Origin of the sequence: Streptomyces sp. WAC04114 (assembly GCF_019733245.1) — a bacterium.
GTDB classification, from domain to species: Bacteria; Actinomycetota; Actinomycetes; order Streptomycetales; family Streptomycetaceae; genus Streptomyces; species Streptomyces massasporeus_A.
In genome coordinates this window covers 1-14,428 of record NZ_JAIGQA010000193.1, presented here as the reverse complement: position 1 = coordinate 14,428, position 14,428 = coordinate 1, and the positions used below count along the sequence as shown (strand labels likewise).

Genomic DNA, 14,428 nt, shown 5'->3' with positions numbered 1-14,428 from the left:
GCCCCCCGGGTGTCTGCCCCCGCCGCGGCGTCTGCGGCGACTTCGCGGCCTCGGCTTCGGCCTTGGCGTCGCTCACCGCGGCCGCAGCCTGCCTCCCCGCCTCGTCGGCGGCCGCGGCGGCGTCGAGCGAGGCCGCCGAGCCCGCGCCGAGCTCCGGAGTCCGGCTTTCGTACGACGCGTCGCCGGGGCCGGCCGTGGCTGCTTCCTCGGGTTGCGGCGGTGAGGGCGCGCCCGCTGTCGACTGGTCGCCGAACGCCGTGGTGACGGTCCGGATCGCCTCGGTCAGCTCCCCCGGGATCACCCAGAACGTGTTGTTGTCGCTGTTCGCCAGGTGCGGGAGCGTCTCCAGGTACTTGTAGGCCAGGATCTTCGCGTCGGCGTTGTTGCGGTGGACCGCCTGGAAGACGAGGTCCACCGCCTTCGCCTCACCGTCCGCCCGCAGGATCATGGCCTGTTGCGTACCCTGCGCCTCCAGGATGTCCTTCTGCTTCGTGCCCTCCGCGGTGAGGATCTTGGCCTGCCGCTCACCCTCGGCGTGCAGGATGGCCGCGCGCTTGTCCCGCTCGGCGCGCATCTGCTTCTCCATCGCCTCCTTGATGGTGTGCGGTGGATCGATGGCCTTGATCTCGACGCGGTTGACCCGGATGCCCCACTTGCCGGTGGCGTCGTCGAGGACCGCGCGCAGCCGGGAGTTGATCTCCTCGCGCGAGGTGAGGGTCTCCTCCAGGTCCATGCTGCCGATGACGTTCCGGAGCGTGGTCACGGTGAGCTGATCGATCGCCTGCAGGTAGTCGGCGACCTCGTAGGCGGCCGCCCGCGGGTCGGTGATCTGGTAGTAGAGAACGGTGTCGATGTTGACCACGAGGTTGTCCTCGGTGATCACCGGCCTGGGGTCGGACGAATAGACCTGCTCGCGCACGTCGAGCTTGGTGTTGATGCGGTCCGCCACCGGCAGGAGCAGGTTCAGCCCGGGCTGCAGCGTCCGGCGGTAGCGGCCGAACCGCTCGACGTTGTAGCGGCGCGCCTGCGGGACGATCCGCACGCTGGAGGCCACGAGGAAGACGACGACGAGGGCCGCCACCAGGGCGAGGACGACAACTGGTTCCACAGTGCTGCCTCCGTTGCTGTGCGTTCAGCGGTTGCCTTCGGCGGTTGTGTTCAGCGGTTGCGTTCAGCCGTTCACGGGAGAAGCTCGCGGGGGTAGACGATGGCCGTGGCGCCCTCGATCTCCATGACGTCGACCAGCGCTCCCACCGGGATGACGTGGCTCTCGTCGAGCGCGCGGGCGGACCACTCCTCGCCGGAGAGCTTGATCAGACCGCGGGTCGCGGTGACCTCCTGCATGACCTCGGCCCGTCTGCCGATCAGCGCGTCGCTGCCGTCGCGGGTGAGGGGTTGCTGTGTCATCTGCCGCAGCGCGACAGGACGGACGACGATCAGGCCCGCGGCCGCCGCGACTCCGAGGGCCACGAACTGGCCGACCACGCCGATGCCCACACCGGCGACGACGGCGGCGACCAACGCGGCACCCGCCAGGAGACCGAAAACCAGGGTCAGGGTGAAGAACTCCGCGACGCCCAGTGCTGCGGCGGCGAGCAGCCACACGAACCACGCCATCGAATCGCCCTTCTCCGGGGGCCCTCACCACCAAGCTACCGCCCGGAACTCCGGACAGCACAGACACGGGTCGGCAGTGGTTCCGGGTCAGGGCCGCAGTGGTTCCGCGTCAGGGCCAGGACCTCAGCGTGTGGACCGTCAGGAAGACGCAGAGCGTCAGCTGCACCGCACCGATGCCCCGGTGCCCGATCCGCAGCAGTAAGACGGCCGTTGCACCGAGCGCCAGGGCCAGAGCGCCGAAGCCCAGCACCGTCGCCCAGTCCGGAGACGGCACGCCGTCCGCTGTCCGTCCGGAGCCGGCGTCCATCCGGTTCATCCCCCGGACGGCAAGCACGATGGCGACCAGCAGCCCGGCCGCCACGTCCGCCACCAGGACTCCCGGCTCTTCCCCTCCAAGCCGTGTGGCGTGTATCACGGAGGTCGCGTTTGAGCGTGATGCCAGGGGGCTTTCCGTACCCACCCCTGACGCCGGATCCACGGATGCGAGGATGAACCGCCATGACAGCAGGGTGGTGTTCACGCACAGGACGGGCCGCGGTGTTCGCGGCCGTCTGTGTGGTGCTCGCCGCTCTGGGACACGTCCTGATGGCGGAGGCCGCGGTGGCCTGGTGGGCGCTGGTCGCCGGAGCCGCGGCGGTCGGCGGTGCGGCGTGGCTGGTGGCCGGCCGGGAGCGCGGACTCCACGTCGTCGTTCCGTTCACGGTCGCCGCCCAGACAGCGCTGCACGCGTGGTTCTCCTTCACGCAGACGGCCGTGAGCCCGGCGCCGTCGCCCTCGATGCCGGCGCACACGTACGCCATGGAGCACGGCTCGCACGCCATGGAGCACGGCTCGCCCTCCATGCCCATGTCCCACTCGGGCCACGGCATGGACGGCACGGCCGCCATGGGCCACGGCATGGACGGCATGGACACCTTGGCGTCGGCAGGGCACGGCATGGCCGGCATGTCCTCCACCGGCATGCTCGCGGCGCACCTGCTGGCCGCCCTGCTCTGCGGGCTGTGGCTCGCGCACGGCGAGCGTGCCGCCTTCCGCGTCCTGCGGGCGCTGGCCGGATGGCTCGTCGCGCCCCTGCGGTTGCTGCTGCGTCTTCCGGCACCGCCGCACCGCCCCCGCGTCCGCGCCCGCCGCGGTGATTCCGCCCGGGCACCACGCAGGCTCCTTCTCACCCACGCCATCACCACTCGGGGTCCGCCCGTGGGGACCGCTGTCGCCTGAGACAGCCGGCTTCCCGACCACCCACGGCGCCACCGTGCCCGGGCGGCTCGGGCACCGGTCGAACGCCGCGCCGCGCATCCGCCTGTGATGCGCCACCGTGCGCGCGTACGGCCGCACCCCACACCCTCACCGGATCCACCGGCCCCTGCGCCGGCCCGGATGCCGGATTCCCGAGAAGGACACCAGGTGATCACTTCTGTCCTGCCCACCTCGCGCGACAAGACGGTGCACGCCGACACCACGACGCCCGCCGAGGAGTCGATAACGGCGTGGGCGCTCGCGGCCCGCGGCGGCGACCCCGAGGCCGTCGAACGCTTCGTCCGCGCCCTGCATCGCGACGTCCGCCACTACGTCACCTACCTGGGAGCGGACCCCCAGGCCGCCGACGACCTCGCCCAGGAGACGTTCCTGCGCGCACTCGGCAGCCTGCACCGCTTCGAAGGCCGCTCCTCGGCCCGCACCTGGCTGCTGTCCATCGCCCGCCGCGCGGTGATCGACAGCTTCCGCCACGCCGCCGCCCGGCCCCGCCTCGCCGACACCGACGACTGGCAGTGCGCCGCCGAACGGGTCCAGCCGCGCGGTCTGCCCGGCTTCGACGACGGCGTCGCGCTCGCCGAACTGCTGGCCGAGCTGCCCGAGGACCGGCGTGAGGCGTTCGTCCTCACCCAACTCGTCGGACTTCCCTACGCGGAGGCCGCACACCTCAGCGACTGCCCGATCGGCACCGTCCGGTCCCGGGTCGCCCGCGCCCGCACCTCCCTGGTCGCGTCGCTGCGGGACGCGGAACGCTCGGGGCCGGTGAGGACCGCGGCCTGACACACCGTGAGACAGCCGCCGGTCGCCCCGGGCGCGCGGTCCCGCAGCAATGGAGGGGGACGCGTTCGGCTACTGCACGTCCACGAAGTCGCCGGTCGCGCTGACGGCCGGGGTGGTGGTGGTCCCCGCGAAGTTCCAGCGCCAGTAGCCGTCTTCGGCCGCGGGGGCCGTGGTCGTCAGGGTGCCGGTGCTGGAGGTGTACACGGTCTTGACCGTCGTGTACGTCGTGGTGCCGGCCTTGCGGAACTGGAGCTTGACCGGCTGGTTGGTGTAGCCGCGGTAGTCGAGCGTGTCCCAGTTGGCCCGGCTGAGCTTGCCGGTGATCGTGAGCGTCTTGCCCTTGGCTATCGGCTCGGGGCTCGCGTTGACGGTCAGCTGGGAGTGCCGCTGGAGCCGGGTGGTGGTGTAGGCCCAACGGTCGGTGTAGCTGCCGTCGTTGGCGGACACCTGGGCCTGGACCTTCCATGTGCCGGCGTCGGCGTTCGTGAGCCACCAGTCCGGCTCGAAGGTGAAGGTCTTCGAGCAGGTCGACGTGGTGCTGCTGGAGGCGACGCAGTCGGCCGGGGTGGTGGTCTCGTTGGGATCGATCACGCCGTCGGCGCTGTAGTAGGGGTCGGAGCCGTCCGGGCCCCGCCACAGGGTGAAGTCCGCGTCCCAGATGCCCGACGGGTCGGTGGCGGTCACGGAGACCGTGATCGTCCTGTCGGCCGTGTCGACCACGATGTTCTTTCCGCCATTGACGACGACGCCGTCGACCCGGATGTCGCCCACGTTGTCGTCCGCGTGGGCACCGGGCACGGCCAAACCGGCCACTCCGGCGACGGCGGTGAGGACGGCAAGGGCAGCGCGCTTGCGCATGTGTCTCCTTCACGGAGCGATGACTGATGCCTGATGAGATGAGCGATGACTGATGAGCAGCGCCCGCCGAGCGGGGCAGGGCGGGGCGGGGCGGGTCAGGCCGGGTGACCGGGGGGGGCGAGGATCGTCCAGTGACGAGGGAGGTCAGGTCTCCCGCTGCCGGATCACCGTGGAGCGTCGCTTCGACGAACGCCGATGACTCACTGCTGCACGCGGTGCCACTCTGATCCCCCGGTTCACGTCGGCCTGCCCGGGGCACAGCCGTCACACGGACTGGCCCGATGTATCCAGCGCGCCGGGGCCCTCGGACGTCACCCGGACGCCGGTGCCCCCGCGGTGAGCAGCGCCTCAGACCTCAGACCCGCATCCCCGGTACGTGCCGCGGTTCGGCGACGAGGCCGAAGATGACGAGCACGGACAGGGCCATGGTCGCGACCGACCACCACGGGAACGCGGACAGGAACATCAGCTGGCCCACCAGGCAGGCCGAGGCCAGCACGATCCCGGTGAGCCGTGCCGCCCGCGACCCCACGAGCACGCCCACGCCCGCCAGGAGCTGCGCGATGCCGACGATGATCCAGATCCAGCCCCAGGCGTCGTAGTTGAAGACGAGGAGGCGTTGGCCGTGGTCGTAGGTCGTCTCGTAGTAGCCGTGGTCCAGCAGGGCGACGAAGCCGTTGGTGATGTCGAACAGGCCGCTGAGCAACAGCAGGACCCCTGCGAAGGCCACCCAGTGCGATCGCTCCAGGGGTGGCCTCGGTCGGTCTTCCGCGGCGGCGGGCTCGGGCTGCATGCCTCCACCTCAGTGGTGGACCGGTCCACTCGCAACAGGTGAGGAGCCGCCGGGGTGACGGGGACGGCCGAGAGGACGGCGTCCGACCCCCGGCTTACGCTGGTCGGGGGGCCGCTGTCCGGGGCACGGTGCACGTCGGAAGGGGCGCCTCCATGGACGAGTACCCGCTGATCGAGAACCACGGCCTGATCGGTGATCTGCAGACCGCGGCGCTGGTGACCACGGACGGGACGGTCGACTGGTTCTGCTGTCCGCGCTTCGACTCGCCCAGCGTGTTCGGCGCGCTGCTGGACAAGAACGACGGCGGCCACTGCACGGTCAGGCCCGCTCACACGACGTACACGACCAAGCAGCTGTACCTGCCCGACACGGCGATCCTGGTGACCCGGTTCATGACCGAGGCGGGCGCGGGTGAGGTGCTCGACTTCATGCCGGTGACCGGCACGACGGTCACCCCGAGCCACCGGCTGGTCCGCCTGGTCCGCTGTGTGCGCGGCAGCATGACCTTCGAGATCGACATCGCGCCCCGCTTCGACTACGGGCGCAAGCCGCACGAGCTGCACGTCACCGAGCACGGCGCGGTCTTCGTCTCGGAGGGGCAGAACCTGACGGTCCACCCCATCCGTGAACCGGACGACGACCGGCTGCTGAACTCCCTCACGGTCGACAAAGACCTGCATCTCGCGGTCGCCCTCCAGGCGGGGCAGCAGCGCGGACTGGTCCTGGAGTCCGCCGCCGACGGGCCGCCCCGGGAGATCCGGCTCGCCGAGTTTCAGCAGACCTTCGACGACGCCATCCGGTACTGGCGGACCTGGCTGAGCAGGTCCCGGTACTCCGGGCGCTGGCGCGAGGCGGTGGAACGCTCCGCCATCACGCTGAAGCTCATGACCTACGCCCCCACCGGCGCCGTGGTGGCGGCCCCCACGACGGGGCTGCCCGAACAGCTGGGCGGCGAGCGCAACTGGGACTACCGGTTCACCTGGATCCGGGACGCCTCCTTCTCCGTGTACGCCCTGCTGGGCATGGGGTTCACCGAAGAGGCCCGGGCGTTCATCGGGTGGCTCGGCGAGCGCATCAAGGAGCGGGCCGGTGGCGAAGGGGGTTCCGGGCCGCTGAACATCATGTACGCGGTCGACGGCTCCTCCGATCTGAAGGAGGAGACCCTGGACCACTGGGAGGGCTACGAGGGGTCGGCCCCGGTACGCATCGGGAACGGCGCCGCCACACAGATCCAGCTGGACATCTACGGCGAGGCGCTGGACAGCATCTACTTCGCCCACCGGCACGGGATCCATCCCGGGCACCGGCAGTGGACCGGGCTGCTCGCCGTGCTCGACTGGCTGACGGAACACTGGGACCAGGCGGGAGAGGGCCTGTGGGAGACCCGTGGAGGCCGCCGGCACTTCACCTACGGCCGGGTGATGTCGTGGGTCGCCTTCGACCGCGCGCTGCGGCTCGCGCAGGCCACGGGCCGCCCGGCCACCGCCGCACGCTGGAGCAGCGTGCGGGACACCATCTACGAGCAGGTCATGGAGCGTGGGTGGAACGAGTCGCGCGGAGCCTTCGTCCAGCACTACGGCGGCGATGTGCTCGACTCCTCGCTGCTGCGGATGCCGACGGTCGGCTTCATCACGCCCGAGGACCCGATGTGGGCCTCCACGCTGGACGCGATGGAGCAGGAACTGGTCACCGACAGCCTGGTGTACCGGTACAACCCCGAGGCCTCACCCGACGGGTTGCGCGGCTCCGAGGGCACCTTCTCGCTGTGCACCTTCATGTACGTCGACGCACTCGCCCGCGCCGGGCGGACCGACCAGGCCCGGCTCGTCCTGGAGAAGATGCTCGGATACACCAACCATCTCGGCCTGTACTCCGAGGAGATCGCCCTGACCGGACGCCAACTGGGTAACTTCCCGCAGGCGTTCACCCACCTGGCGCTCATCGACGCGGCCATCACCCTCGACGCGGCGCTGAACCGGCGCTGACGGTCAGCCCGGGGTGCTCGTGCCCGCGGAACCTTGCGGTGCGGGTCCGAGCAGCACGAGGGTGTCCCCCTCGGCGGGCGCGACCTCCCGCCCCTCGGTGACCGGTTCGAGCCGGCCGTCGGCCCGGACGACGAACAGCGTGTCGTGCCCGGTGGGCCGCTGCTCGGAGGCGGGCTGCACCAGGAAGCGGGCCCCACGCTCATGTCGGGCCGCCAGGGTGTCCCGGACGAGACCGGCCCCGAAGAGCACACCGCCCCCGGTGTACGGGGCGACCACGCCCTGGCCGCCGGGCGGGGGGCCGACGCGGTAGACCGGTCCCTCGACCCTGTTCTGCACGACGACGGAGGCGAGCGCGTTGAAGTCGTCGTCGTCCGTGAGCAGGAGGACGGCCGTGACGCCCTCCAGGCGGGTTTCGGGGTCGGTCACGGTGGCCAGGAGTTCGCCCGGGGCCAGCTCGATCCCCGCCGTCCTGATCCGGTCCCGTTCCCGCGGGTGTCCGGCCCACATCAGCACGGCGAGACCGGCCGTGCGCAGCGACCGTGCCAGATCGATCGCCCAGGGCGCGCCGCCCACCAGCAGGGGCCGGGTCCGCGCCGGCCGGACGACGCCGAGCCTGGCGGCCACCGGCCGGGCCGTCAGCGCGTACACCAGGACGGTTCCGACGATCACCAGGAACGTGATCGGCAGGATCTTCTCGGCGCCGTGCAGCCCCTTGTCGACGAGCGCGGCGGAGAACGTGGAGGCGGTGGCGGCGGCGACGATGCCCCGGGGTGCCATCCAGCCGATGAATCCGCGTTCCCCGGGGCCGAGCCGCGTCCGTGCCGCCGCCCCCACGGCGACCAGTGGCCTCACCACCAGGACGAGCGCGGCGACGAGCGCCAGTGAGGGCAGGAGCACGGGAACCACGGACTTCGGCGTGACCGTGGCCGAGATGGAGACGAACAGAAGACCGATGACCAGTTCGACGACGGTCTCGAAGAAGGGCCGCTGCGCCGGCATGTCGAAACCGGGGATGTTCACCAGCGCCATCCCCATGACGATCGCCGCGATGAGCCCGGTGTCGTCGAACACCGCGTCGCACCCGGCGGACACCGCGACGACGGCCGCCAGCTGCGCGAGCGTCCCCAGCGTCCCGACGAGCCGCAGCCTGCGCAGGGCCAGCCACAGCAGTGCGACGCCGACCACACCGCCGGCGAGGCCGACGGCGATGCTCCCGGCGAACGTCCCGAACCGGAACCCCTGGTCGTCCTGGAAGCGGACGATGACGTGGAAGACGACCGCCCCGAGGATGCCGCCGAGGGGGTCGATCAGGGACCCTTCCCAGATCAGGATCCTGCGCACCCGGTCGGTGGGCCGGACGTGGTCGAGCAGGGGGCCGACGACGGTCGGCCCGGACACCACGAGGATCACGCCGACCATCACCGAAACCGTGAGGGGGACGTCGAACAGCACGGTGACCAGTCCCAGACAGGCTCCCCAGGTGGCGAGGATCCCCAGCGCGATCAGCCGGGCCACCACGCTCCGCGTCTCGCCCTTCAGATACCGCAGATCGAGGCCCAGCCCGGCGTCGTAGAGGATCACGGCCACCGCGAGCGACACCAGGGCCGTGAAGTCGGGCGCCAGTTGGTCGGGGTGGACGACGTCGGTGAGTGCTCCGGCGGTGAAGCCGGCGGGCAGCAGCACGATCAGCGACGGGACGCGCAGCTGGTGCGCGAGGATCTGGGAGCCCACCGCGAGCACGACGACCAGGCCGATGCCCAGCAGGATCCGGTCTTCGGTCATGTCGGTCCCGTCCCTGTCGAACGCGGCGGTGCGGCCGCGGGGTCAGCCGCCGGTGGCGAATCCGGGGAAGAGGGTCATGCCTCCGTCGACGTAGAGGGTGGTGCCCACGACGTAGTCCATGAGGTCGGAGGCGAGGCCGACGGCCGCGTGGGCGATGTCCTCGGGGGCGCCGACGCGGCCGTAGGGGATCAGCCGCAGGAGGTCCCGCTCGGCGTCCTGGGTCTCCCAGGCGCTGCGGTTGATGGGGGTCTTGATGGCGCCGGGGGCGATCGCGTTCACCCGGATCTTCTTCGGGGCGAGTTCCTGGGCCAGGGTCTCCATCATCATCCGCACACCGCCCTTGGAGGAGGCGTAGTTGACGTGCCCCGACCACGGGATGAGCTGGTGCACCGAGCTCATGCAGATGATCTTGCCCGCGGCGCGGGACACCTCGGGGACGACCCCGCGGCGCAGGAACTCCTTGGTCGCCTCGCGGGCGCAGAGGAACTGCCCGGTGAGGTTGACGTCGAGGACCTTCTGCCACTGGGCGAGCGTCATCTCGGTGAGTGCGGAGTCACGCTGCAGCCCGGCGTTGGCGACCAGGATGTCGATCGTCCCGAACTCCTCGACCATCCGCTGCGTCATGGCGACGACCTGGTCCTCGTCGGACACGTCCGCCTCGTAGGCCGCCGCCCGCACCCCGAACGAGGTGATCTCCTCGACGACCTTCTCGGCCTCCTCCCGGCCGGCCACATAGTTGACGACCACGTCCGCTCCGGCCCTGCCCAGGCCGATGGCCGTGGCCTTGCCAATGCCGGAGTTGGCCCCGGTCACCAGCGCCTTCTGGCCCCGGAGCAGATGGGCGGGGATCACGCCCTGGGGTGCGCCCTCGGTGGAACTCACGATCGACTGCCTCCTGCGCTCGCACGGCCCCGCACGGTCGGGCCGCGGCCCGTCGCGCTCGCGCGTCACACAACCACCGGGGGCGGCGGGCGTCGCCGACGGCGGGCTGGTGTTGCGCTGCCTGGCCGAGAAGGTTCCCCCGGCCGGAGACGACGTCCGGTGTCCGGCCCGGCGGCTAGGCGGGGCGCTCGTAGAGCTGCAGGAGGCCGCCGAGGGAGAAGCACAAGGCGCCGACCAGGGTGCCCCAGTTGGCGATGTCGGCGTTGATCAGGCTCCCGGTGGAGGGGCGGGTGAAGGCGGCGAGCGCCGAGAGCATGAAGAGGACGGACCCGAGCTGGTTCACGGCGACGATCCACCAGCCGAGACTGCGGCGGCGGACGCACAGCCGGCCGTGGCAGATCTCGACGAACCCGAGGTGCCCGGAGATCAGGAAGAGCACGCATCCGATGACGTCCGGCGCCCAGATCAGCCGGTTGATCTGCTGGACGGTCAGCCCTTGGAGGAAGGAGTCCAGCAGGTCGACGGCGAACACCAGGGTGCCGGCGAAGAGGACGAACGCGCTCAGCCAGTCCACCCGCCCCGGCTCGTAACTCCACCAGCGCCAGCCGTGGGTGACGAGCCGCCCTTCACCGCCGGGGACATGGCGGGGAGCGTTGACGACCTGGAGCAGGGAGACGTAGCCGCCGGTGTTGAAGAACAGGCCGCCGGCGAAGTACATGGAGGCGCAGGTGGTCGCGTCGCCGGAGCCGAACTGGGCGATACCGGCGCCCAGCGCGAAGAGGGCTCCGCCGATGACGAAGGCGGTCGCGGCGGTGGCGTTGAGCCTGCGCAGGCGGCGGAGCGCCACGTCACCGGCACTGGTGTGCCGCGTGGTGGCCGAGCCGGGCGGCCGCACGGCGAGGGTCCCGCGCCGTCGGGCGGGCCGTGACTCCCATACGGCGGTGCCGCCGTCCGGGAGGTGCCAGGTGAGCCGGGTGGTGAACGGTCCCGCTCCCTCGGCGTGTTGCTCGGTTCGTGCCACCGGCCGAGCGTAGATCGCCGGCCAGGCGGTCCCGCGGGCGAAACGCCGCGCCCCCGCCAGTGCGTCGCGCGCCCCTGGTGCACCCCTCACGGCGGTGCGAATCTGAGGGCCCATGCCCGTGCATATCAGCTGACAGAGGTGTCGATGGACAGCATCTGGTCGCTGCTCGGCCTTCTCTTCGTCATATCGATCCCGCTGCTGATGGTCCTGTTCGCCATCGTCGATGCGCAGCGGTCGGACCATGACTGGCAGCGATATACGGTGCCGCCGATGCCCCGGCGCCCACGCGTGACCGCGAACCCGGCCCGGTTCTTCGCGGGGGCAGGGGGGATCGAGGACACGATGCCGCCACCGCCTCGGGCACACGGTCCGCGCTGAGGTGCCGCTCAGACCGGCCGTGTCCCGGACATCAGCAGCTGGTGTGTCCGCGTGTCGGCGGCGACGAAGCCTCGGGTCGTCCCGGCCGTCAGTAGCGGTGGCCAGGCCAGTACTCGTCCGTCCAGCGGTCCTCCTCGGGGAGCCCGAGCAGCCGTATCCGGTGCTGCAGCTCCTCCGGCGCGCCCGATGCGCGGAGCCGGGCCGCCGCGTGGCCGAGGAGCCAGGCGACCAGGTCGGCACGCATCTTCTCCGCGTCGTTCTCGTACCAGTCGACGCTCCACGGCAGGCGGTCCCCCAGGAGTTCGTACTCCCATTCCGCCGCCGCCTCGGCCAGCCGCAGGTCGCCGAGGTGCCCGGTCTGCCGCTCCCATTCGGCGAGCCAGGGATCCAGCGTTCCGGACGCCTCGGCGCACAGCGCGAAGACCTGGTGTGCCGGTACGACCGCGTCCGGATCGGTGAGGCTCTGCACCCACCAGGCTTGGAGGAACTCACGTACCGGGCCGGCGTGTTCTTCGGGCCACTGCTGCCAGCGGCCCCGGGCCAGCGAGTACCCGGCCTCTGCGAGCCGTCCGAACATCGGCTCCGCGCGGCCGGCGACCAGGACGGTGGCGAACTGCGGCAGGATGCGGCGCAGCACGGCGGCGTGATCGGACCAGTCGATGGCCTGCCAGGTCCGGCGCAGGAGGTCCGGTCCCAGTTCCACATCCGGCGTCTTCAGCAGGGCGAGCTCCTGCGCACTGCCCCAGTGGCACTCGCAGTTGTTCTCGTCCGGATGCGCGGTCATGCCGCGGAAGGTGACGGAGAGGTTCTCCAGCGCCGCGCCGAGGCGGCGGTGTGCGGGACGGTCGGCGAGATGCATGGGCCCGGCCTTCGAGGACTCCGTCCGGCTTCCGCCGTCCGAAGGTCGCCACCTTACCCGCGTCCGGGACCTCGGTGACACGGCACGGCTCAGACCGGTTCGGGCTGCGGTTCCGGCCGCGGGACCGGTGCGAGTGTCGCTTCCCACCGCCTGGTGGTCCGTACGTAGCCGTAGATCACCGAGGTCATCGCCAGGATGAGCGAGGGCCCGGAGAGTTCCGGGTGACGGGCCATCTCCATCGGCAGGTAGCGGTACGACACCAGGAGCGCGAGGAAGACCGTGGTGCCGTAGGCGACCAGCTGGACGCCCCGCCGGTCCCAGCCGCGTTCGGCCGAGCGCAGCGCCGCCTCGATGGTGAGGGCGAACACCACGCCGGCGACCAGGTCGACGCCGTAGTGGTAGCCGAACCCCACCGTCGCGGCGAGGGTGGCGACCAGCCAGAACGTGCCCGCGAACCGCAGGAGTCGCGGCGCCCGGCGGGAGTGGACGAAGATCGCGACGGCCCAGGCGGTGTGCAGGCTGGGCATGCAGTTGCGGGGCGTGATCCCGTCGTACGTCATCGGGGCCGGGGCGGTGATCGGCAGGGGCGTGTGCGGCCACAGGTTGGCCGCGGCCCACTCCACACCGCCGGTGCCGGAGGCCCCCGGGCCGTAGGCGAAGACCGGCCCCACCACCGGGAAGAGCATGTAGAAGGCCGGTCCGAGCAGGCCTATCACCAGGAAGGTGCGCACCAGGTGATGGCTCGGGAAGCGGCGTTCGGCCGTCACGTTGCGCAGCTGGTACGCCGCGACGACCACCGCGGCCACGGCGAGCTGGCCGTAGACCAGTTGAAGGACGTGGGAGCTGATCGGGTCGGTGGCCTCGACCAGCCGGCCAGCCAGCCAGGACGGGTTGCCCAGCGCGTGGTCGGCCATCGCCACGTACTGGTCGAGCACCGTCGGGCGGGTCTTGGACGTGATGAACAGCCAGGTGTCACCGGTCTTGCGGGCGGCCACCAGCAACAAGCCCAGCCCTACGCCCTTCAGCAGCAGGACGCGTTCCACGCCGGTGCGGCGGGTGACTGCGACGACCGCGAAGCCCAGCATCACCCACAGCGCGCCGGTGCCGAAGTACTCGCCGTCGCCCGCCTCGACGCCGGCCGCCCATCGCACCAGCAGCAGGACGGAGTCGATACCGAGCGCGGCGCCGGCCGCGATGAACCGCTGCCGCCAGGTCAGCACCACCATCATCAGCACCAGGCCGCCGTACAGCGGGCCCGGTTTGGGGGCGAAGACCAGGGCCCTCAGCTGGTTGGTGATCGGCCCCGGTTCCCCGTAGCCGCGGGAGGCTATCTCCAGGGCGACGAGGAACCCGCAGGCCAGCACAGCCGCCGATATCCACAGCGTCGCGCGCCGGTGGCGCCACGCACTCCACGCCGTCCTGCCGCCTATTCGCGAGTCCACACCTTCGGAGGGCTTCACCCGGACACCGCTTCCGCGAACCGGTCGGTGTCGAACAGCTCGTTGATGTGTCCCCCCAGTTCGAGCCAGTGGCGTCCGGAGAGGTCGGCGGCGGCGCGGGCGTCGCCGCCGGCGCAGACTTCGATGAGCCGGCCGTGGTGCTCGACGGTGCCGCGGCCGCCGAGCAGGGTGGAGAACTCGCGGTGCAGGATGCGGTGGATCTGCGGGTGGAGCTGTTCGACGATCCGGCTGAGCACGGGGTTGCCGGCGGCCGCGACGGGGACGGCGTGGAAGCGGTCGTCGGCCGCGAGCGCGGCGGCGGTGTCGCCGGCGGCGACGGCCCGTTCGAAGTCGCGGTTGGCCTCGCGCATGCGCACGAGGTCCCGCTCGGTCATGACCGGAACGGCCGCCTGCACGGCGAGCTGGTCGAGGGAGCGCAGGACGGCGAGGGTGTTCTCGACATCGCGCCGGTCCAGGGTGGTGATGCGGGTGTAGACGCCGGGCTTCGCTTCGACCAGGCCGATGTCGGCGAGCCGGGCGAGCGCCTCGCGCACGGGCGTACGGCTGAGCCCGAGACGCTCGGCGAGCTCCCCGTCCCTGACCTTCTCACCGGGCACGAGTTCGCCGCGCACGATGGAGTCGCGCAGACGGTCGAAGACCTCGTCACTGAGAAGGCGGCGGGCGACGGGGCGGTCGAGTGACATATTGCGTACAGTACATCGCCGCTTTGGCGCCCTGACCGGGCGTGGGCGGGGTGGCAGGCGAGGGCGACGGCCGGGT

Annotated in this window: 15 protein-coding genes; 4 read left to right on the top strand and 11 right to left on the bottom strand. The window is 71.3% G+C overall.

Features of this window, described 5'->3' with window-relative positions; translation table 11 throughout:
* The 3 genes from K4G64_RS33205 to K4G64_RS33195 all read right to left on the bottom strand — a co-directional run.
* The coding region (locus K4G64_RS33205) for an SPFH domain-containing protein (RefSeq protein ID WP_221759634.1) at positions 1–1,108 on the bottom strand (1,108 nt) is incomplete at its 3' end.
* A 71-nt stretch (positions 1,109–1,179) separates the two neighbouring features.
* Positions 1,180–1,617: an NfeD family protein gene (locus tag K4G64_RS33200; protein WP_221759633.1), complete on the bottom strand. Its 438-nt coding sequence runs from the start codon at positions 1,615–1,617 to the stop codon at positions 1,180–1,182.
* Positions 1,618–1,726: 109 nt separating this feature from the next.
* Entirely contained in the window at positions 1,727–1,987 is a 261-nt protein-coding gene (locus tag K4G64_RS33195; protein WP_308122556.1) for an inner-membrane translocator, read from the bottom strand.
* Positions 1,988–2,115: 128 nt separating this feature from the next.
* Between K4G64_RS33195 and K4G64_RS33190 the strand changes: the two genes are divergently transcribed.
* Positions 2,116–2,835, top strand: coding sequence for a hypothetical protein (locus tag K4G64_RS33190; protein WP_221759632.1), 720 nt, complete (start codon positions 2,116–2,118; stop codon positions 2,833–2,835).
* A 186-nt stretch (positions 2,836–3,021) separates the two neighbouring features.
* Positions 3,022–3,651 carry a sigma-70 family RNA polymerase sigma factor gene (locus tag K4G64_RS33185; protein WP_308122555.1) on the top strand — a complete coding sequence of 210 codons (630 nt, stop codon included), beginning with the start codon at positions 3,022–3,024 and terminating at the stop codon, positions 3,649–3,651.
* A gap of 69 nt (positions 3,652–3,720) precedes the next feature.
* On the opposite strand, the gene K4G64_RS33180 is transcribed toward K4G64_RS33185, so the two are convergent.
* Positions 3,721–4,509, bottom strand: a complete 789-nt coding sequence (locus K4G64_RS33180) for a calcium-binding protein (protein ID WP_221759630.1) — start codon at positions 4,507–4,509, stop codon at positions 3,721–3,723.
* A gap of 355 nt (positions 4,510–4,864) precedes the next feature.
* A complete protein-coding gene (locus K4G64_RS33175; RefSeq protein ID WP_221759629.1) occupies positions 4,865–5,302 on the bottom strand; it encodes a hypothetical protein in 438 nt (145 codons plus the stop codon).
* 152 nt (positions 5,303–5,454) lie between these two features.
* Here K4G64_RS33175 and K4G64_RS33170 point away from each other — a divergent pair, with 152 nt between their 5' ends.
* Positions 5,455–7,287 carry a glycoside hydrolase family 15 protein gene (locus K4G64_RS33170; RefSeq protein WP_221759628.1) on the top strand — a complete coding sequence of 611 codons (1,833 nt, stop codon included), beginning with the start codon at positions 5,455–5,457 and terminating at the stop codon, positions 7,285–7,287.
* Between the two features lie 3 nt (positions 7,288–7,290).
* Here K4G64_RS33170 and K4G64_RS33165 read toward each other — a convergent pair whose 3' ends face one another.
* The 3 genes from K4G64_RS33165 to K4G64_RS33155 form a co-directional block, all read right to left on the bottom strand.
* Positions 7,291–9,069, bottom strand: a complete 1,779-nt coding sequence (locus K4G64_RS33165; protein ID WP_221759627.1) for a sodium:proton antiporter — start codon at positions 9,067–9,069, stop codon at positions 7,291–7,293.
* 42 nt (positions 9,070–9,111) lie between these two features.
* A complete protein-coding gene (locus K4G64_RS33160; RefSeq protein WP_308122554.1) occupies positions 9,112–9,951 on the bottom strand; it encodes an SDR family oxidoreductase in 840 nt (279 codons plus the stop codon).
* A gap of 175 nt (positions 9,952–10,126) precedes the next feature.
* Positions 10,127–10,972 carry a hypothetical protein gene (locus K4G64_RS33155; protein WP_221759626.1) on the bottom strand — a complete coding sequence of 282 codons (846 nt, stop codon included), beginning with the start codon at positions 10,970–10,972 and terminating at the stop codon, positions 10,127–10,129.
* A gap of 144 nt (positions 10,973–11,116) precedes the next feature.
* Between K4G64_RS33155 and K4G64_RS33150 the strand changes: the two genes are divergently transcribed.
* Positions 11,117–11,350, top strand: a complete 234-nt coding sequence (locus K4G64_RS33150) for a hypothetical protein (protein WP_221759625.1) — start codon at positions 11,117–11,119, stop codon at positions 11,348–11,350.
* Between the two features lie 88 nt (positions 11,351–11,438).
* On the opposite strand, the gene K4G64_RS33145 is transcribed toward K4G64_RS33150, so the two are convergent.
* From K4G64_RS33145 to K4G64_RS33135, 3 genes are all read right to left on the bottom strand, one after another.
* Positions 11,439–12,209, bottom strand: a complete 771-nt coding sequence (locus K4G64_RS33145; protein ID WP_221759624.1) for a hypothetical protein — start codon at positions 12,207–12,209, stop codon at positions 11,439–11,441.
* An 89-nt stretch (positions 12,210–12,298) separates the two neighbouring features.
* On the bottom strand, positions 12,299–13,591 hold the full coding sequence (locus K4G64_RS33140) for a phosphatase PAP2 family protein (RefSeq protein WP_260461317.1): 1,293 nt from the start codon (positions 13,589–13,591) through the stop codon (positions 12,299–12,301).
* A gap of 74 nt (positions 13,592–13,665) precedes the next feature.
* Complete coding sequence (locus tag K4G64_RS33135; protein ID WP_221759623.1) at positions 13,666–14,352, bottom strand: GntR family transcriptional regulator; 687 nt, start codon at positions 14,350–14,352, stop codon at positions 13,666–13,668.
* Positions 14,353–14,428 lie beyond the last annotated feature (76 nt).